16 protein-coding genes are annotated in these 18,116 nt (G+C 60.3%); 9 read left to right on the top strand and 7 right to left on the bottom strand.

Annotation, left to right across the window (positions count from 1 at the left end):
• Positions 1-37 precede the first annotated feature (37 nt).
• Positions 38-685 carry an isochorismatase family protein gene (locus tag NCS03_RS04525; RefSeq protein ID WP_250528809.1) on the bottom strand — a complete coding sequence of 216 codons (648 nt, stop codon included), beginning with the start codon at positions 683-685 and terminating at the stop codon, positions 38-40.
• Between the two features lie 1,534 nt (positions 686-2,219).
• On the opposite strand from NCS03_RS04525, the gene NCS03_RS04520 reads away from it, so the two are divergent.
• Complete coding sequence (locus NCS03_RS04520) at positions 2,220-4,796, top strand: CHAT domain-containing protein (RefSeq protein ID WP_250528808.1); 2,577 nt, start codon at positions 2,220-2,222, stop codon at positions 4,794-4,796.
• Between the two features lie 42 nt (positions 4,797-4,838).
• Here NCS03_RS04520 and NCS03_RS04515 read toward each other — a convergent pair whose 3' ends face one another.
• From NCS03_RS04515 to NCS03_RS04505, 3 genes are all read right to left on the bottom strand, one after another.
• Complete coding sequence (locus tag NCS03_RS04515; protein WP_250528807.1) at positions 4,839-5,372, bottom strand: hypothetical protein; 534 nt, start codon at positions 5,370-5,372, stop codon at positions 4,839-4,841.
• Between the two features lie 745 nt (positions 5,373-6,117).
• Complete coding sequence (locus NCS03_RS04510; protein ID WP_250528806.1) at positions 6,118-7,008, bottom strand: DUF3037 domain-containing protein; 891 nt, start codon at positions 7,006-7,008, stop codon at positions 6,118-6,120.
• A complete protein-coding gene (locus NCS03_RS04505) occupies positions 7,005-7,799 on the bottom strand; it encodes a HipA family kinase (RefSeq protein ID WP_250528805.1) in 795 nt (264 codons plus the stop codon). The genes NCS03_RS04510 and NCS03_RS04505 overlap by 4 nt, the downstream gene beginning before the upstream one ends.
• Before the next feature lie 356 nt (positions 7,800-8,155).
• Between NCS03_RS04505 and NCS03_RS04500 the strand changes: the two genes are divergently transcribed.
• Positions 8,156-8,473, top strand: coding sequence for a hypothetical protein (locus NCS03_RS04500; RefSeq protein ID WP_008350750.1), 318 nt, complete (start codon positions 8,156-8,158; stop codon positions 8,471-8,473).
• A 6-nt stretch (positions 8,474-8,479) separates the two neighbouring features.
• On the opposite strand, the gene NCS03_RS04495 is transcribed toward NCS03_RS04500, so the two are convergent.
• Positions 8,480-10,378, bottom strand: coding sequence for a bifunctional sugar phosphate isomerase/epimerase/4-hydroxyphenylpyruvate dioxygenase family protein (locus tag NCS03_RS04495; protein ID WP_033536690.1), 1,899 nt, complete (start codon positions 10,376-10,378; stop codon positions 8,480-8,482).
• A 249-nt stretch (positions 10,379-10,627) separates the two neighbouring features.
• Between NCS03_RS04495 and NCS03_RS04490 the strand changes: the two genes are divergently transcribed.
• Positions 10,628-11,485 carry a shikimate dehydrogenase gene (locus tag NCS03_RS04490; protein WP_034471290.1) on the top strand — a complete coding sequence of 286 codons (858 nt, stop codon included), beginning with the start codon at positions 10,628-10,630 and terminating at the stop codon, positions 11,483-11,485.
• Between the two features lie 69 nt (positions 11,486-11,554).
• Here the strand turns inward: NCS03_RS04490 and NCS03_RS04485 are convergent, their stop codons facing one another.
• Positions 11,555-12,235, bottom strand: a complete 681-nt coding sequence (locus NCS03_RS04485; protein ID WP_008350756.1) for a TetR/AcrR family transcriptional regulator — start codon at positions 12,233-12,235, stop codon at positions 11,555-11,557.
• Between the two features lie 131 nt (positions 12,236-12,366).
• On the opposite strand from NCS03_RS04485, the gene NCS03_RS04480 reads away from it, so the two are divergent.
• On the top strand, positions 12,367-12,765 hold the full coding sequence (locus tag NCS03_RS04480; protein ID WP_239295192.1) for a hypothetical protein: 399 nt from the start codon (positions 12,367-12,369) through the stop codon (positions 12,763-12,765).
• Here the strand turns inward: NCS03_RS04480 and NCS03_RS04475 are convergent, their stop codons facing one another.
• Complete coding sequence (locus tag NCS03_RS04475) at positions 12,766-14,244, bottom strand: sensor domain-containing diguanylate cyclase (RefSeq protein WP_250528804.1); 1,479 nt, start codon at positions 14,242-14,244, stop codon at positions 12,766-12,768. It abuts the gene before it with no gap.
• A 282-nt stretch (positions 14,245-14,526) separates the two neighbouring features.
• On the opposite strand from NCS03_RS04475, the gene NCS03_RS04470 reads away from it, so the two are divergent.
• The 5 genes from NCS03_RS04470 (at position 14,527) to NCS03_RS04450 (ending at position 18,077) form a co-directional block, all read left to right on the top strand.
• The gene (locus NCS03_RS04470; protein ID WP_250496711.1) at positions 14,527-15,030 is read left to right on the top strand and encodes a YbhB/YbcL family Raf kinase inhibitor-like protein; all 504 of its coding nucleotides are present in this window, start codon (positions 14,527-14,529) and stop codon (positions 15,028-15,030) included.
• Positions 15,031-15,133: 103 nt separating this feature from the next.
• A complete protein-coding gene (locus tag NCS03_RS04465) occupies positions 15,134-16,501 on the top strand; it encodes an MFS transporter (protein WP_034471296.1) in 1,368 nt (455 codons plus the stop codon).
• A 115-nt stretch (positions 16,502-16,616) separates the two neighbouring features.
• Positions 16,617-17,165 (top strand): type 1 glutamine amidotransferase domain-containing protein, encoded by a 549-nt coding sequence (locus NCS03_RS04460; protein ID WP_244807824.1) that lies wholly within the window; start codon positions 16,617-16,619, stop codon positions 17,163-17,165.
• Between the two features lie 25 nt (positions 17,166-17,190).
• Complete coding sequence (locus tag NCS03_RS04455) at positions 17,191-17,721, top strand: DUF4142 domain-containing protein (protein WP_250521001.1); 531 nt, start codon at positions 17,191-17,193, stop codon at positions 17,719-17,721.
• On the top strand, positions 17,718-18,077 hold the full coding sequence (locus tag NCS03_RS04450) for a DUF1488 family protein (protein ID WP_008350770.1): 360 nt from the start codon (positions 17,718-17,720) through the stop codon (positions 18,075-18,077). The genes NCS03_RS04455 and NCS03_RS04450 overlap by 4 nt, the downstream gene beginning before the upstream one ends.
• Positions 18,078-18,116: the final 39 nt, after the last annotated feature.

Raw genomic sequence — 18,116 nt, 5'->3', positions numbered from 1 at the left:
CCAAGGTCGAGGAATTGGCGCGCCCTCGAACGAAAAGTCACGTCATCTTCGTGACGACCTCGTCGGTCGAGACAACACCGTGGGCGAGAAAAGCATAGTTGATCATTGCGGCTTTGTAGCCATCTCCCCAAATGGGATGACGAGGCCCCGCGGTCGCGTCGGCGACGACATAGACCTCGAACCCCTGTTCGAGTAAATCTCTTAAGTGGGCCTCGACGCACATGTTGGCCAGCATTCCGCCGAGGAACACCCTGCGCATGGAGCGCTTGCGCAGTTGAAGAACGAGGTCGTTCGTTTGCGGCCCGAAGACTTTGTGAGGACTGGCTACGATGGTGCGGCCGTCATCGATATAGGGCTTGAATTCATCGAGCCAGTCCGCGCCGGAACCCTCGAATCCCTGTAGGTTCAAAGGTCCCTCGCGCGAGAACGTCCCGGTCGAAAACTCGTCCGCTTCAAGTGGGCCGTTGAATTTCCACGCACGATCGGTCGGAAAGAAATAATGTGGCGATATGAAAACGTTGAAATTCGCCGATTTCGCCGCTACAAAAATTCTCAGCATATTCTCGACGGTCTTGTTTTCCGTGACGCTAGCACCTACCGCCCCCCAATTCTTTCCGGATGGGCTCAGGACGTCGTTTTGCGGGTCAATGAAGACCACTGCCGTGTCGCTTTGATCAAAATTCATCGTAGGACCCCTGCCAGGAGGTAATTGCGCAGCGTGGAGGTCGTTCACGAGATTCGGTCGTCGGCACGTGAACGTTCAATCTGCGCTGCAATCGCATTGATCGGATCACCTGTCCTACCTGACGCCCTATCACGGTGCAGAAAAAAGGCTGGCATGCCGGCTCGGACGCGAGCAACAACCATAGTCCGTCAAAAACCTTCATCGGCTTTTGCGTGATCGGGTGTGAATGTCAGTCTGGCTTCCGAACGGCCGTTAGCGGCGTTGGTTTGCAGACGCTGCGACAGATTCTTATTCTAGTAGGTCGGAACGATGGCCATTAGATATTTCTTGCAGAAGTTTGATCTACTGACGATTTCTTACAAAGAACCAAGACGTAGGCAGCACGTTCCGCCGCGGACGCCGCCACAAATCGTGCGGAAACCGAGTGAAGGACACTCGGCTATCGCCCCTGTCGAAGATAGCGCCACACGGGACAGCCGTAAGGTGCTCCGTCAACCATCTAGATACCATTCCGCCCTGCAATTAACGATGTAACTACTGAGCTTCTCCATAGCGACGTCCTGTTCGGGCCTATTTGACTCATTAAATGGACCCGGACGCATTCGCGCTTTGTCTGTCCGACGGGCGATCGGTCAGTTAGCAGCCAGCGAATGCAGATCCGCAGAACTCGGTGTTATAACCCGGCGACGTTGATCTCCTGGGAGGGGCGCCCTCTCACATACGATGTATGCCAAGGGCGGGCCTCGGCGCCTCCGAAACGGGGTCCAGCGCGAGACGCTGTGGACGGCGTGACCTGCGTGGCATATAACGAAGGAGAGCTTTGAATCCTCCCTCACCGTGGGATCACGCGTCATCGAAGCCCCTACACGATGCATGATTAACGAACGGTCGTGGGACATGCAAGATGTATATTTCCGCGCTGCAGCACATGCGAACTGCGCTTCGACTAATCTGCCACTCTCTTAGTGCTCCGACGCTACCTGTGCTAGTTGCAGCGATCGCGGTGCTCATTTGCGTGACCTCTCGTGCTGCTTCGAAAGAAGACTGGGCTCAGGAATATTACGCGGAGGCCGAGCAACGCTCACCTCAACTATATGAAAAGCGGCTCGCAGAGTTACCGCCTCCCGACAGTGCGAGCCGGATTGAGCAGTGTGCCTTCTACCAGCGGCGTGGACTGGCGAATCAGGCGAGTGGGCATTATCCCGCCGCTATACGCGACTTATCAGTCGCACTAGATTTGAGCTCTGACTCCCCATACGATCTTCGATGCGAACGCTGGCGCATAATAAGTGATACCAATAGGACATACGCGGCTTCCGGCGACGTACTTGGCCAAATCGAATTCCTCAAGCAATCGATTCGCCAAGTTGGAAAAGACAGGCGCCTTCAACAATTTTTCCTTCAAGCAAAGCTTGTCACTCCGTACTTAAAACTCCAACGCTTGGATGAAGCTCGGGGCCAACTAGCTTCTGCTCGGCAACTTCTACCGCAGTTGCAAAGCAGTCGCAACTGGCTCGAGCGAAAGGACGACGTCATGTCGACAATTCACGAGCTAGAGGCGATGGTAAGCATCGCCGAGGGTAACTACGACGCTGCGGAGCAGTCCGCCCTACTGAGTCTTGAAGAGGTGAGCCGCTATCTACAGACTATAAGTCGCGCGTCGAATATGCCACCGTCAGATCCTAGCCCGCAGGTTCGGGCAGCGACTGCGCGGAGAATCGATACTGAGCGAAGAGTAGCCTCGGTTCTGGCACAGAACGGGAAATTGGGCGAAGCCACCATTAGGGCGCGAGCGGCACTTACCGACACCATTAGCGTGTATTCGCGGAACAGTCGCGAAGCTGCACTAAGTCTCGCGCTCATCGGCGACATTCGCTTACGTCAGGGAAACGTTGAAAGGGCTAGCGGACTCTTCCGTCAGGCGGTTCTTGCGCTCGAAGCGGCGGAAATCCGGCGGTCGTCGCTGGACCTTGCAAACGCACGCGCCCAGTATGCAATGACGCTGGCCATCCAGGCAAAGTGGAGCGAGGCTGCAGCCGAATTTGAGCGGCGCGACGCGGACCTCAACCTCGATGCCGACCAAGTCAAGTTTCGTGGGACGGGACATCTAGAGTGGGCGCTCGCATTGACGAGAACAGGACATGCGAGAAGGGCCGAGCGGATGCTGACGCGAATGCTTGATAAACGTCTAAAGCGCAACTATGGAAACCCGATGCAGTTGGCTTACATTCATGGCTATCTCGCCGTCGCGTTGCTGGAGCGAGGAGCGGACGAGGTGGCTGCCTCTCACTTCGCGATAGCAATTCCAGATTTGCTAAAGGCAATGTCCAGCGGTGTGAGTTCTGAGGAGGCTGGTGCATACGTCGGTCAATTCCGCGCTGGCGTGGTCCTCGAATCTTATCTTGACCTGCTTTCCCGATGGGACAAAATGGGAAAGCCGATTGGAGAACGACGCGGGTCTGAGGAGGCGTTTGCCGTAGCAGATGTTGCTCGAAATTCAAGCGTGCAACGCGCTATTGCGTTAAGTGTCGCGCGCGCCAAGCTACCTAATGACCAGCTGGCGGCTCTTGCCCGTCAATTGCAGGATGCTGACAATCGCATCCGTTCGCTCAATAAGGCGCTCGAGGATGCAGCCGCTGAACAACCTGGACAGGTTAGCGACTCGACGATCGAAGCCCTTGAGCGCACGTTGCAGCAGACCAGACTGCGGCAGGTAGCCTTAGAAAACGAATTAGCGCGGTCATTCCCGAATTTCCGCCAGTTGACGGCTCCGCCACTGGTCTATGGCAGCGACGTCCAGAAACTTCTGCGCCCTGGCGAGGCCGTGATCTCATTGTTCTCGACTACTCACAGGCTATATGTGTGGGTCGTGACAGCGAGCGATATCAGGTTCCGCGAAGTCTCCGTTGATAAAACGGAGTTGAGCAAGCAAGTCGCTCAACTGCGCCGATCAGTTGACTTAGGTGGCGGGAAAGTCAGAACATTCGATGTTGAGGATGCTCGCTCGCTGTACTCAAAATTGCTGGCGCCCGACCGCGACGCTTTGGAGACGACAAAGGTCCTCACTATTCTGCCGAGCGCCCCGCTAGATCAGTTGCCATTTGGCATGCTTCTCATGGAGAGCGACACGCCACAACAAAGCACGACTTCCTATGCCGCCATGCCTTGGCTCATTAAGAAAGTCGCCATCGTTCAGTCATCTTCAGCCAATGCGCTCGTAACGCTCCGGACAGCACCTGAATCGAGTGCTGTAAGGCTGCCTTTCATCGGCTTTGGCTCGCCGTTGTTCAATAGGAACAAAAGCAGCGTTGCTCAAACGGTGCCGGGATCCGACTCTGGCACGTACACTACATCGAACGATGCTCAGCTCACCTCGGACATTGGTCTTGCTGGCACGCCCGGCATCTTCGCGCCGCAAGATAAGCAAGCATTTGGCGGTGCTTCGCCCAATGCCACGTACATTCAGGAGTTGAGTCCGGTCTCCGCGGAGCCAGCCCCACTTGCGCTGTTTCAACACCTTGCGCCGCTGCCGGATACGCGCATCGAACTAATGCAGATAGCGCAAATCATGGGGGCTCAATTTGATCGGGATGTGTACCTAGACTCGAGGGCAACCGTGGGTCAGGTCAAGCACATCGACCTCTCTCGGTATCGAATTGTTGCGTTTGCGACTCATGGTTTTGCCGCGGGAGAGGTGGCGGGTATTGATGAACCCGCGTTGGTTTTGTCGAACCCAGCCTTGGTAGGGGAAAGCGGCAACGGCCTGCTGACGCTGGATGATGTACTAGGTTTGAAGCTTAAAGCTGATTGGGTCGTCCTGTCTGCTTGCAACTCGGGAAGTGGGATGACTACCGATTCCGAGGCCATATCGGGACTGGGACGCGCTTTCTTTTTCGCTGGAGCACAGAGCGTACTGGTTTCGCGTTGGGCCGTCGAAACCGTGTCGGCAAGGCTGATCACCACAAGCATCTTCAAGCATCAGACCGCCCAGCCAGGCATCGCGCGCTCGGAAGCTTTGCGTCAAGCCCAGTTAGAAGTCATGAACGCCCGAAGACTATACGGCCATCCTGCGTTTTGGGCGGCCTTCACACTTGCCGGCGATGGGGCGTGACAGACGCGCCGATGAACTGGTTTTTCATGTTGCTCGCGGGCGTCACCCTATGCGCGATGTCGACGGAACAAAGAACGAGTTTGCCGGTAATTCGGACAGGACAGCGTCGGAGCATTCTTTCAACAGCTTCTGATCTGCAACCTTCTCCGGGCTCGCCAGCTCTGCAGCCTTCTGTCGTTCTACGATCCGTAAAAATTCGGAACGCAGCTTCGCATCATATTCTCCGCGCTGTTCAATACGCTGACGAACCGACTCAAGGTCATATTCCATAATGCGATATGCAGCGATTGCACTCTCATATTCCTTCACGCGCCTTGTCAAGTGGAATATCGGCCGTACGGTCGCGATGATTGCGGCGACGACGCTAAGCGACTGCCAGGCGATCCTTCCTGCTGGCGTATCCCAAAACCATAAGCTGGCAATGGCCGACGATGGTGCAGCCACCAGAAGAATTACGTCCAGAGTGAAGATAATTCGCTCTAACCTTTGTAAGCGCCTACAGTAGTACTTTACGTTAAGCCGGGCTGTTCGCAATTTGTCATAAACTGCCCATACAGGATGTTGATCGCGGTCCATGATTTTCACTCTGCTTGGCAGCCTGATCATGATTGATACACGAACATTTGCTCGCAATCTTGTCGCAGCGCTGGCTGCGTCCGCCGTTGTCTCGTCTGCGACCGCCGCCGGTGCGAATTCAGCAAAGCACCCTACCACTCACGATGTTGTGCCACAGCGGAACGATAGCTCGAGAAGCCCGTCCGCGCGGAGAGAAACGCTTCCGCCTGAGCAAAACGATGAAACCTTTGACACGCGGGGAGTTAATCCAGCGCCAACCGTCGAACCTCCGAGTCCATGGCCTCGCAAAGATGCGACCGATTAGTGCAATCTGCCGCCATGTCGGCAGGCGCCGCACGCTAAAGTCTCATGTGCTCACCAAGTTTTAGTTCTGTTTAGGGTTCAGCGCAAGCAATGACTGGACTCACTGGGCCTGTAAGACCGCCTGTTGTCGAAACGCAGCCGCCGCACTAATACGTCAACCGGCGTTTCGATCATTCGACCGATTTTCGAGAGGAGGGGCGTCTCGAATGACGCCATGTCGACATGGTCACAGCCCCCCAACTTTGACGCTTGTACGTAGGAACATGATCTGAACACGCGCCGTCGTAGAACGTAACCGGTACCCTCATCGTCTGTGCGACTTTCGACATGCAGCTGACGACATTTAATCCCCGTTCAATGAAAAAAAGGACCCACATTTGGGTCCTTTTCGTTTGCTCTTGGCTGTCGAAATCGCTCTTATGGTTCGACCAGCGTCAAGACATCAAAAATGAGCGGATATCTTGCCTCGCAACTTATCAAAGAGCTCATCTTTCTCGTCTTCAACGTAGATCTCTGCTGACGAGACATTGTGCAGAATGCCTTTCGCCTTTTCGAATGCATCTGTTAGGTCAGCGCGATCAGGCTTTCCTAACACCAGATAAACTTTGAATTTATCCTGAGAGTCCGAAATACCGACGATTTCTCCAGCGCATTTGTGCGCCTTATCTCGGATGTTGTCCGCACCGCTCAAGTCAAATGAGAGGGGCTCAATGCAATGCCATATCCCATTCTTCCATGCGAACTCGAATTTGACATCGTCGCTTTTACCTTCAATAGTCTTTGGCTCAAAGTATTCGAGCAAATGACGATCTTGGAGACTTTTTCTTACGCTGCGGCCCACGTCTTCATCGGTCCGTCCTTGCTTCTGCTTTGGTCGATCGTACTTCGCGACGTATCGTTCGAACAAACGCGTCAAAACAGCCGAGACATCACCGCTGACTCCCGTTCCTCCATTCGCCCAAACCAACGCCGAATCGTCCTTTGGAAGAACCGAGGCAAGCAAATGTTCAAATGTCCGAGTGTCGGGTTTGACGTCCAAGATCGGTTCGCTGGCCTTCTTTATTTCCTCTAAGCGGCGCGAAACCACGCGCAGCAGAGATCTAAACCCAGTCGCCTTGATATCCGGGAATAGGTCCGAAATTCGACCTAGTGATTTCCGAAGGTTGAAGTCAAAGTAATGCTGCTGCGGAGAATAAACTACAACTCCTACGTTCACGAATTCTCCCGTCGCAACGTCGTGTACATAGCGCAGAATTGAATAGGAGTACTGCGCCCGCTTCGCTGTGGGCAAAGCCTGGAATTTGTTGAGCTTTTCTCTAGTCGTCAGGCTCATTGCAGGACTCCCAGCGCGGTTTGCACTACAGCAGCAATATTCGTGCGAGCGGCATCCAAATGATCCACGACGCCGTCGAGGAATTGATCGTCCGGCCGCCACTCACCTGGCAACGCCTCGACGTAGGAAGCAAGGCGCTCCCGACTGAGGTCGTTCCAAGCTGCGATGAACCGATTCAGGTCCTGGGGACTTTGCTCTAGATAAGGGCGCGAGAAGATATGAAGGTTCGGCCCGTGCATCTGGTCAAATCCGCCACTGAGCCAAGGTGCTTTCCAAAACAAGACTTGATCGGGACGCATGGTGAGTTCGTGGTCGAAGATGGCAAAAGCATTGCCCTGAGTCAAACAATTCGGATTCTCCGGACGGCGATCCGAGTTGACGATGATCCCATCGAACACAAAGATTTCAGCGGCGAGCTGACAGTGCGCCGCCTCGACCGTGCCTCCACGAGGCCAGACTGCAAATCCTCCTGGCAAGCACTCAGAGCCGAAGGCAAAACGGCAACTTGTCGACAGCATCCGCCTTATTTCGGCGTCGGCCACGCTGTTGATGAAATCCTGTTCCAACTGGACGACATAAGGCGACGGAACAGGAAGTCCGATATCCCTTCCCAGCAGTGCTGCTACAGCCTCGATCGCGAGATTTCGAACACCCTCCATCGTTCCTGAGGAGCATTTTGTGACCATCTCAACGATATTTCCGTGGGCGTCCTCGCATTCGAGCAGCACCGGCCTCGTACGCCCGTTTCCCATCGCTTTCACAAACCGCGCAGCCAAGACCGTTTGCAGCATAGCTTGAAATTTTTTAGTAATTTCGGCGCGCCTTACTGGGCGCCATGCTCACGATCATGCCACGAAAGAATAGATCTGTCGCACTATGTATCAGAATGTAACGCCGCGGTGCAGGCCGCACGCAACAACCGCTGCTACAAGTTTGCTATAGCAACGCCGGGGAGGCTTATTGGTTGGACGTTTGGACCGTCATTCCACCCCGTGAACTACGGGGAGCGGACCGCGCAGGGCCGACAGCGTCGGCGAAGCGAGCGCAGAGTATAGCAAACGCTTTCGTTCGCCGCGTATCCGAAAAATCGGCGAAAACCAGGGTTTGCACCTATCAAGTTCCGCCTGATCGCGCCGCCATCGGAGTAATGGACCCATTTCCCGATACAAAGCCGCAGGGCGCGTTTTCGGCGTTGCTGGCAGACCAAGACCTGACGCACCTCGAACTGGTGCTGCGCCGTTCATTGTCGTGCGATCTCGGCGGCCCGCTGCTGCCGCCTTCGTACTGGCGCGAGCGGCTCGCATCGATCACGCGTCGGTCACATCTCTCTCATACGCAGATCCAGACCGTGCATCGGCTGTTTCTGCACATCGACGCGTTCGAGGCCGCCGGCCGCGCCCGCGAAGAAGAACTCAGGCGCGAGCGCGAACTCGCCGCGGGCAGCGGAAAAACCGCAAGCGCCTGAGCGTCTTCAGGCCGACTGACGCGCGCGCTGTTGCGCGTGCGCGGCGAGCCGCACCGCCGCGTTGGCCGCGCCGTAGCCGTCGTAGCCGCCGCGCCGCTCGATCACTTCGAGGAAGAAGCGCTGATCGAGCTGCTCCGTGTACGCATGGAAGAACTCGCCGCCGCGCTCGTCGCGGTCGTAGAGGATATTGTGCTCGCGCATCTGATCGATCTGCTCGTCGGGCAGGCCGAAACGCGCGACAAGGTCGTCGTAGTAGTTGCGCGGGATTCGCAGGAATTTGACGCCATCGGCTTCGAGGCGCGGAATCGCGTCGAAGATATCGGGCGTGCTGAACGCGACGTGATTCAGACCCGAGCCCCGATACGTCGACAGCGACTCCGACACCGCCGTATAGCGATCCATCGACGCATTCAGCGCGATTCGCACCGAACCATCGCGGCTTCGCACCGCGCGGCTGCGCACGAGCCCGTACGGATCGGGCACGAGCACGGCGGGCTCGGTCTCGAAACCGAACGCGCTGCGAAAGAAAAGCACCCAGGTATCGAGCGCATCGGCGGGAAGCGACAGGCACACGTGATCGATGCGCGACAGCGGCCCGACTTCGTACGGCCCGTCGATGTCCGTCAGGATGAAATCCGATTCCCACAACGTCGGGCCGCCTTTCGCTTCGTCGACGAAATAGTCGAGGCTGCCGTCGGGCGACTGCACGCCCGGCACCACGCGCTCGTTCGGACCGACGCGCCCCGAGAACGGCTGCGAGCCATACGCGGCGGCGCGCTCGAACGCCTGCTTCGCGTCATCGACGTGAAACGCCGACGCGCACAGCGACAAGCCGTGCTTCTGGAAGAACGCGCTCGCGAAGGAATCGGCCTCGGCGTTCAGCACGATGGAACCCGCGCCATGCCGATACAGCGCGACATCCTTCGAGCGATGCTTGCCCGCGAGCCTGAAGCCGAGCCGTCCGAGCCATTGCGACAGATGCTCGCGCGTCGAATCGTCGACGGCGAATTCGAGGAACTGAAAGCCGATGTGTTCGGGCGGCGCGGGCGGATTGAACAACTCCGGCGGCACGGCCTTGCCTTCGGAAACCAGCAGCTCGCGCGTCTGCTCTTCCAGAAAGCGCAGCGAGCGATAGCCGTCCGCCGCCGTGATCGCGGTCGGCGCGGCGCGAAAGCCGTCGTTGAAGATTTCGAGCGACAGCGGCCCCTTGTAGCCCGCTTCCAGCACGCGCGCGGTGAAGCGTGCGACATCGAACGCGCCTTGCCCCGGAAAGCACCGATAGTGACGGCTCCATTCGAGCACGTCCATCGCGAGAATGGGCGCATCGGCGATTTGCACGAACGCGATGCGCTCGCCCGGAATCGACGCGATCTCGTCGACGGAATCGCGGATCGACAGCGTGTGGAACGTATCGAGCGCGAGGCCGAGACTCGGATGATTCACGGCATCGACGAGTTTCCACGCGTGCTTGTACGAGTTGACGTAGCGGCCCCACGCGAGCGCTTCGTACGCGACGATCACCCCCGCTTCTTCCGCGATTTTGGCGAGCACGCCGAGCTGGTCGACGATGAGCGCGTCGTCGCGAATCGTATCCGGCGACACGTTGCTGCAGACGAGAATGCGGTCTGTGCCGAGCTCGTGCATCAGCTCGAACTTGCGCTTCGCGCGCTCGACGTTGCGCGCGAGACGCTCGGCGCTCACGCCGTCGAAATCGCGGAACGGCTGAAACAGATAGATCTCGAGGCCGAGATCCGCGCACATGCGGCGCACGTCGGCGGGCGTGCCGTCGAAATACAGCAGGTCGTTCTCGAAGATCTCGACGCCGTCGAACCCGGCGGCCTTGATAGCGTGCAGCTTCTCGGGAAGCGTGCCGCTGATGGAAACCGTCGCGATGGAAGTGCGGATCGAACGCAGCATCGCTGCCTCCTCGTTGCAATTCAGTGAATGCGGGATGGATCGAGCGGTGCCTTCCAGTGTAGGACGTCCGCATGGCGAACGCGCGCAATCCATGTCATTCTGCGAGATAATAACAAACTAACTAGACCGTACAAATCAGTGGAAACACGAACCGACAAGCCTCGCGCGGGCGTTCACACTGCGACGTATTCATCTCGCACTGCAGCATGCAGTGCTCATCCATGCCGGAGCGCTCGCATGACCAACAAGACTTCGTATCTCATCGGCCTGATCGGATCGGGCATCGGCGGCTCGCTCACCCCCGCCATGCACGAAAAGGAAGGCAGCAACCTCGGACTCAATTACGTCTACCGGCGCATCGACCTGCAGGCGCTGGAACTGGAGCCGTCCGCCCTGCCCGATCTGCTCGATGCCGCCGAGCGCATGGGCTACGACGGCCTGAACATCACGTATCCGTGCAAGCAAAGCGTGATCCCGTTGCTCGATGACCTCGATCCCGACGCGCGCGCGCTCGGCGCGGTCAACACCGTCGTGCTGAAGGACGGCAAGCGCATCGGCTACAACACGGACTGGTCGGGCTTCGCGCGCGCGTTTCAGCGCGGTCTGCCGGACGCGCCGCTCGAACGCGTCGTGCAACTGGGCGCGGGCGGCGCGGGCGCGGCCGTCGCGCACGCGGCGCTCACGATGGGCGCGCGCGAACTCACGCTCTTCGATTCCGACGACGCCCGCGCGGCTTCGCTCGCCGCCGAGCTCGCGGCGCGCTTTCCGGATCGCGTCGTGAAAAGCGGCGGCGACTTGCGCGACACGCTCGCCGGCGCGAGCGGCCTCATCCACGCGACGCCGACCGGCATGGCGAAACTGCCCGGCCTGCCGTTGCCGGCCGAGTATCTGCACAAGGAACTGTGGGTCGCGGAAATCGTGTACTTCCCGCTCGAAACCGAGCTGCTGAAAGTGGCGAAGGCGCTCGGCTGCCGCACGGTGAGCGGCGGCGGGATGGCGGTGTGTCAGGCGGTCGATGCGTTGCGCATCTTCACCGGGCTGGAACCGGATGCCGAGCGCATGTTCGCGCACTTCCAGAGCCTGCTGGAACGCTGATGCATCGGCAGCAATGAAAAAACGGCGACCTCGCGAGAGCGTCGCCGTTTTGCTTTGCGCGCGGGGAAATCAGCCGTCGCGCCGCATGAACCGCAGCACCGCATCGACGATCATCTCGCGATGACGCGCACGCGAGCGCGCGCCCGACGGATCGCGCCCGAACGCCGCGCCCCAGGTATGACGGTTCGCCACGCGATGAAAGCAGAACGAGCTGATCATCAGATGCAGGTCGATCGGATCGACGTCTTCGCGAAACTTGCCGGCAGCGACGCCACGCGCGATGAGATCTTCGATCGTCTTCACGACCGTCGAATTGCGCGCCTTGAAGGTCTTCGATTGTTCGATGTACTTCGCGCCGTGGATGTTTTCGATTGTCACGAGCCGCACGAAATCGCGATGCTTGTCGTGATAGTCGAACGTGAAGCCGACGAATTCGCGCAGCGCTTCCTCCGGCTCCATTTCCGCGAGCTGCAATTCCTGTTCGAGCGCGCGGATATCGCCATAGACCTGCTCCAATACCGCTTCGTACAGCCCTTCCTTGCTGCCGAAGTAGTAATACAGCATGCGCTTCGTGGTGTTGGTGCGCTCCGCGATGGCATCGACGCGCGCGCCCGCGAGTCCCATCGCCGAGAACTCCTGCGTGGCGATGTCGAGAATGTTCCGCTTGGTCTCCTCAGGATCGTACTTGCGCCGCCCCTGCTCCGTGGTCGACGAGGGCGCGGCGCTAGCGGCCTTGCTTCCTTTTTTCATTTTTCTGTCTGAGAACGGCGTTGAAAATCGATTCTAGCACGCGATATTGACGCATCCTCGCCATAACAGACGTTGCGCACGGAGGGCTTCACCTATAATTTTTTGACCCCACGAACAAAGCGAAAAATCACATGCCGACGAAGCGCTCGACCCTACTCGTTCCCGCCGTTCTGACCACATGGTGCCTGTGTGCGATGGCGCAGACCGCGATGCCGCCGGGCCATCCGTCATCGAAGGAACTGGCGGCTGCGGAAGGCGTGATGACGAGCGCGAACATCGCTCGGGGCGCGGCGGATGTCTGTCATATCGACGCCGCCAAGGTCGCGCGCTTCAAGAACGTCGTGCGGACAAGCTATCCCGACGCACCCGATTTCGATGGCGAATGGAAGCTCGGCCTTGCGCAGGCGCAACCGACCGTCGATCGCTTCGACAAGCTGAAGACGAGCAATCCCGCCGAGTACAAGAAGCAGATCGGCGAAGCGTGTCCGGCGCTCAGCCGCGGCATCGACGAAGTCACACAGTCGCAGTGATCACTCGCTCGTGCCGTCGTAATGCGCGCGCTTTTCCGCGTACATCGCGGCATCGGCGCGTTGCAGCATCGGTTCGAGACGCTCGCCTTCGTGCGCGGTGGCCGCGCCCGTCGCGAAGGAAAGCGGATTGCCCGAATAGAACTGATTGTTCACTTCGAGCAACTGGCGAATGCTCTCGATGACCGTCTCGCCGCCGCGTTCGTCGGTGCCCGGCAAGAGCACCATGAACTCGTCGCCGCCGATGCGCGCCGCCTGGAACGGCTTCTCCACCGCCTTGGCGAGCACTTCGCCGGCGCGCCGCAGAAGCGCATCGCCGGCGGCGTGGCCGAGTTGATCGTTGACGGCCTTAAGGCCATTCACGTCGATGGCGATCGCCGTAACCGGGAACGGGCCTTTGCGTTCGAGACGATTGATCTCATCGATATAGAACGAGCGATTCTTGAGCTTCGTGAGCACGTCGTGCTTGCCGAGAAACTCCAGATACGCCTCGGCCTTCTTGCGCGCGGTGATATCCGTCAGCGCGACGAGCACGAGATCCCAGCGCGCCTCGTGCCCCGGAAACACCGAGAACTGCAGATGCACGTGCACCTCGTGGCCTTCGAGCGAATAGTTCAGCACTTCGCGCTGCTGGAAGAGCTTGCCGTCCCACAAATCGATGAGCTGTTCCTGAAAGTACTGTTGCATGTCGTCGCGGAACACATCGGACAGGCGCGCGAGCAGCGTCGCCTTGTCGGGCGCGGCGAACATCCGCAGCGTGTGCTGATTGACGTCGAGAACGTGAATCTCCTGCATGCAGCGCTCGACGAACTCCGGGTGCACGTTCGTGAAAGTGCGAAAGTCGACGATGCCGCGCTCGCGCACATCGTCCAGCAACGACTTGACGGAACTGAAATCCTCGACCCACAGCGACACCGGCGAATGCTCGAAGAGCCCGCGTGCATAGAGCTCGCTCGCGGCGGCGCTGCGGCGCATCGCTTCGAGCTCGGTGATGTCCTCGATCGTGACGAGCACGCGGCTCCATGTGTCCTCGTGTCCCGGCAGCACGACCGCCTTGAGCAGCACGTCGAGACGCTTGCCGTCGAGCGTGTAGTTGACCGTCTGACTGACGAAGCGCGATTGACCCGCCCAGAGTTGCTCGAGTTCGTCGACGTGCGTGGTGAGCATGTCGTCGCGGAACACGCGATCGAGGTTCTGCACGAGATGATCGACATCCTTCGCGTGAAAGAGCGACAGCGTGCGCCGGTTGACCTTCACGACCCGAATGCGCGACGAGCACTCCGCGATACGCCCGGGATTCTCCGCGAGAAACGACCGCAGATCGGCGACGCCCGCCGCGCGCCAGCGTTCGAACTGCTCGCGCACGGCGCTGAAATCTTCGAGCCAGAGCGAAACGGGCGCGAGCTCGAACATGTCGGCGTCGTCCGCCGGCATGCTCGCCGGCACGAATTGACCGGCAGCGCGGCGCGGGTCGTTTGGCATGGTCGTCCTTTCGGCTCGCGCCGGCTGAATTCATCTCATTATTGTAACGCGCGTCATATTTCGAGGGCTCGATCGCCCGCTCCCGGCCGTCTTCGCGCATTCCGTCCGGCGGCATTCGCGCTCATGCAGGATATCGGGGGCGGATGCTACACTCGACTGGCTTCGTCCTTGCCGCCTCGGGCACGTTTGCTGCACCGGCTCACGCGAGGCTCGCGGCGCCACGCAGTCCGATGCGCCGTGCCGCATCCATCCACATCGCTATAAGAAGGAGGCTCGACTCTCATGGCTGATTTCCGCATCTGGTCCGACGAATTTCCGGCGAACGGCTTCATGACGCGCGCGCAGGAATTCGACCAGCAAGCCTTCGGCGGCTCGGGCGAGAACGTATCGCCGGCGCTGCAATGGGAAGATCCGCCCGCCGAAACGCGCAGTCTCGCGCTCACCGTCTACGATCCCGACGCGCCGACCGGCAGCGGCTTCTGGCACTGGATCGTCGTCAACATTCCGCCCGACGTGCGCTCGCTGCCGCGCAACGCCGGCAAGGGCGACGGCAGCCTGCTGCCGCCAGGCGCGCTGCAGTTGCGCAACGACTACGGCACGGTCGGCTTCGGCGGCGCGGCGCCGCCGCGTGGCGACAAGCCGCATCGCTACATCTTTCGCATCCACGCGCTCTCGGCGGAAAGCCTGCCGCTCGATGTCAACGTGACCAATGCCGTCGCGCGCTTCATGACGCATCTCAACGAGATCGATTCGGCAACTTACACCGGCCTCTACGAACTGAAGTAAGCACGCGGGCGAAAACGCGGCCCCGCGTGGCGGCGTCTTCGTCCTGGCCATTCGAAATAACGGCGCGACACACGATGCGCCGCCCGCCACTTCCCGCCCATCGATGGACTCCGATAAAGGTCTGCCGCTGCCCCAGCGATACTGGGCCATTGCCGTCGTCGCGCTCGGCATCACGCTCGCGGTGCTCGACGGCGCCATCGCCAACGTCGCGCTGCCGACCATCGCGCGCAATCTGAACGCGTCTCCCGCCGACTCCGTCTGGATCGTCAATGCGTATCAGCTCACGATCACCATATCGCTGCTGCCGCTCGCCTCGCTCGGCGACCGCATCGGCTACCGGCGCGTGTACATGACGGGGCTCGCTCTCTTCACGCTGTCGTCGCTCGCGTGCGCGCTGTCGGGCTCGCTCGCTGCGCTCACCATCGCGCGCGTCGTCCAGGGCTTCGGCGCGGCAGGCATCATGAGCGTGAACACGGCGCTCGTGCGCATCATCTATCCGCAGGATCAGCTCGGTCGCGGCGTGTCGATCAACGCGACGGTCGTGGCGATCTCGTCGGTGATCGGGCCGACCGTCGCGTCCGGCGTGCTTTCGGTCGCGACGTGGCCGTGGCTCTTCGCGATCAACGTGCCGATCGGCGTCGCGGCGTTCGCCATCGGCTGGAACGCGATGCCGCGCACGCCGGGGCATCGGCAGCCGTACGACTACATCAGCGCGATCATGAACGCGCTCTTTTTCGGCCTCGCGATCGTTGCCGTCGACGGCATCGGGCACGGCGAGCATCGGCCGTATCTCGTCGCCGAATTCATCGCGACGGCGGTCATCGGCTATTTCTTCGTCAAGCGGCAACTGACGCAAAGCGCGCCGCTTCTGCCCGTCGATCTGCTGCGCATTCCGGTGTTCGCGCTGTCGGTCGGCGCGTCGGTGTGTTCGTTCTGCGCGCAGATGCTCGCGTTCGTTTCGCTGCCGTTCCTTTTGCAGAACAATTTCGGCATGGGCCAGGTCGAGACCGGGTTTCTGATGACGCCGTGGCCGCTCGTGATCGTGTTCGTCGCGCCGCTCGCGGGCGTGCTCGCGGACCGGTATTCGGCCGGCCTGCTCGGCGGCATCGGTCTCGCGATACTGACCGTCGGACTCGTGCTGCTCGCGAGCGTCGGCGCGCATCCGACGGCCCTCGACGTCGCATGGCGCATGGCCGTGTGCGGGCTCGGCTTCGGGCTGTTCCAGTCGCCGAACAATCGTCAGATGCTCGCTTCCGCGCCGCGTCATCGCAGCGGCGGCGCGAGCGGCATGCTCGGCACCGCGCGCCTCACCGGTCAGACGCTCGGTGCCGCGCTCGTCGCGCTGATCTTCGGCGTCGCGCCCAAGCAAGGCCCGGTGATCGCGCTCGGCGTCGCAGCCGTGTTCGCGGCTGCCGCAGCGGTCGTCAGCGTGCTGCGTCTGACGGGCAAACGCAGCGTCGAGCCCGCCTGATCCGCCCTTCCCGCTCAAGGCCGCCCGGCCGTTCCGCTGGGCACAGCCTTTGCTGAACTTCGACCATGGATTCCGCACGCGCGGAAGAGTCGAAATCAGCAATAGGAGTGTGTTCATGGCCAATTCCCTCAACGGTTGCAAGGTCGCGATTCTCGCCGTCGACGGCTTCGAGCAGGCCGAGCTCGTGGAACCGCAACGCGCGCTCAAGGAAGCGGGCGCGCAGGTGGACGTCATATCGCAGAAAGCCGGTCAGATTCAGGGCTTCAAGCATGTCGACAAGGGCGACAAGGTCGATGTCGACGTGACCTTCGACGCCGCCAATCCCGCCGACTACGACGCGATCGTCCTGCCGGGCGGCGTCGTCAACGGCGACGCGATCCGTCTCGACGCGAAAGCGCAAGCCTTCGTCAAGGACGCCGACCGCGCGAAGAAGCCGATCGCAGTGATCTGCCACGGCGGCTGGCTGCCGATCTCGGCTGGCATCGTCGCGGGCCGCACGATGACGAGCTGGCCGAGCCTGCAGGACGACGTGCGCAACGCGGGCGGAACGTGGGTCGATCAGGAAGTGCAGATCGACGGCAATCTCATCACGAGCCGCAAGCCCGACGATATTCCGGCGTTCAACAAGGCGCTGATCGACGCGCTCGGCAAGGCGCGCGCCTGAGCGCATGTTCATCGGAGGCTCGCCGATGCCGAAATACTTTCCATCCGTGACGCGCGTGATCGTGCTGTCGCTCGCCGCTGCTTTCGCGCCGCTCGCGCAGGCACAGACGCCAAGCGAGAAGCTCTCGCCCATCGATCAGCAATTCCTGCAGGACGCGGGTCAGGCGGGCGCAACCGAACTCACGGCGAGCAAGCTCGCGCTCACGCATGCGAGCGACCGGCAGGTGCGGGAGTTCGCACAGCGAATGATCGTCGATCACACGAAGCTCGCGCGCAATCTCGACGTGCTCGCGAAGCGTCACGGCATCACCGCGCCGCCCGCCGCCGATACCGCCGTGATCGGCAGCCTGCAAAATCTCCAGGGTGCCGAGTTCGACAAGGCCTATATTGAAAAGGTGGCCGTGGGCGGGCATCAAAAGGCCGTCGAACTGTTCAGAAAAGAGAGCGAAACCGGCAACGACACCGCGCTGAAAGCCGCGGCGACCAAGGCGTTGCCGATCATCAGCCATCACTACGAGATGGCGCAGCAGCTCGCAAAAGCGAAGGCGGCGTCATGAGGATCGCGCACGTCGCCGGTCGCGCCGCCTTGCGTTCCGTTTCCCGTCCCGCTTATGAGGACTCGACCATGCACATCACGTTTGCCGACGAACCGCCTGTCTACGACGGCGACGATCTCGCGATTCACTTCGCCGCGCTCATCGACGGCGAGCCGGTCGTCTGCTCGATCACCGCCGAAGCCCTCGAAGATCACTTCGGCGCGAAATCGCCGCGCGAGGACGATCTGCTCGCCGCGTTCGAACAAGGCGCGTCGCGCATCCGCGCGGTGTGCGCCGAAGTGCTCGACGACAACGGCGGCCAGCCCGCCGTGCTGAGGAGCGGATTGTTCCGCGTCGCCGGCCTGGAGCCGGAGTGAGCGGCCTTGCCGTCTGAACGACGCATTCCCAAAACCCAA

It is taken from the genome of Caballeronia sp. ATUFL_F1_KS4A, from assembly GCF_023630905.1.
In the GTDB taxonomy this organism is placed as follows: Bacteria; Pseudomonadota; Gammaproteobacteria; order Burkholderiales; family Burkholderiaceae; genus Caballeronia; species Caballeronia zhejiangensis.
This window is presented reverse-complemented; position numbering and strand designations above follow the sequence as displayed.

Excerpts from the sequence above, each read along its gene's own strand:
- NCS03_RS04525 (WP_250528809.1), bottom strand. The coding sequence starts at position 685 with ATGAATTTTGATCAAAGCGACACGGCAGTGGTCTTCATTGACCCGCAA.
- NCS03_RS04520 (WP_250528808.1), top strand. The coding sequence starts at position 2,220 with ATGTCGACAATTCACGAGCTAGAGGCGATGGTAAGCATCGCCGAGGGT.
- NCS03_RS04515 (WP_250528807.1), bottom strand. The coding sequence starts at position 5,372 with ATGGACCGCGATCAACATCCTGTATGGGCAGTTTATGACAAATTGCGA.
- NCS03_RS04510 (WP_250528806.1), bottom strand. The coding sequence starts at position 7,008 with ATGAGCCTGACGACTAGAGAAAAGCTCAACAAATTCCAGGCTTTGCCC.
- NCS03_RS04505 (WP_250528805.1), bottom strand. The coding sequence starts at position 7,799 with ATGCTGCAAACGGTCTTGGCTGCGCGGTTTGTGAAAGCGATGGGAAAC.
- NCS03_RS04500 (WP_008350750.1), top strand. The coding sequence starts at position 8,156 with ATGGACCCATTTCCCGATACAAAGCCGCAGGGCGCGTTTTCGGCGTTG.
- NCS03_RS04490 (WP_034471290.1), top strand. The coding sequence starts at position 10,628 with ATGACCAACAAGACTTCGTATCTCATCGGCCTGATCGGATCGGGCATC.
- NCS03_RS04485 (WP_008350756.1), bottom strand. The coding sequence starts at position 12,235 with ATGAAAAAAGGAAGCAAGGCCGCTAGCGCCGCGCCCTCGTCGACCACG.
- NCS03_RS04480 (WP_239295192.1), top strand. The coding sequence starts at position 12,367 with ATGCCGACGAAGCGCTCGACCCTACTCGTTCCCGCCGTTCTGACCACA.
- NCS03_RS04475 (WP_250528804.1), bottom strand. The coding sequence starts at position 14,244 with ATGCCAAACGACCCGCGCCGCGCTGCCGGTCAATTCGTGCCGGCGAGC.
- NCS03_RS04470 (WP_250496711.1), top strand. The coding sequence starts at position 14,527 with ATGGCTGATTTCCGCATCTGGTCCGACGAATTTCCGGCGAACGGCTTC.
- NCS03_RS04465 (WP_034471296.1), top strand. The coding sequence starts at position 15,134 with ATGGACTCCGATAAAGGTCTGCCGCTGCCCCAGCGATACTGGGCCATT.
- NCS03_RS04460 (WP_244807824.1), top strand. The coding sequence starts at position 16,617 with ATGGCCAATTCCCTCAACGGTTGCAAGGTCGCGATTCTCGCCGTCGAC.
- NCS03_RS04455 (WP_250521001.1), top strand. The coding sequence starts at position 17,191 with ATGCCGAAATACTTTCCATCCGTGACGCGCGTGATCGTGCTGTCGCTC.
- NCS03_RS04450 (WP_008350770.1), top strand. The coding sequence starts at position 17,718 with ATGAGGATCGCGCACGTCGCCGGTCGCGCCGCCTTGCGTTCCGTTTCC.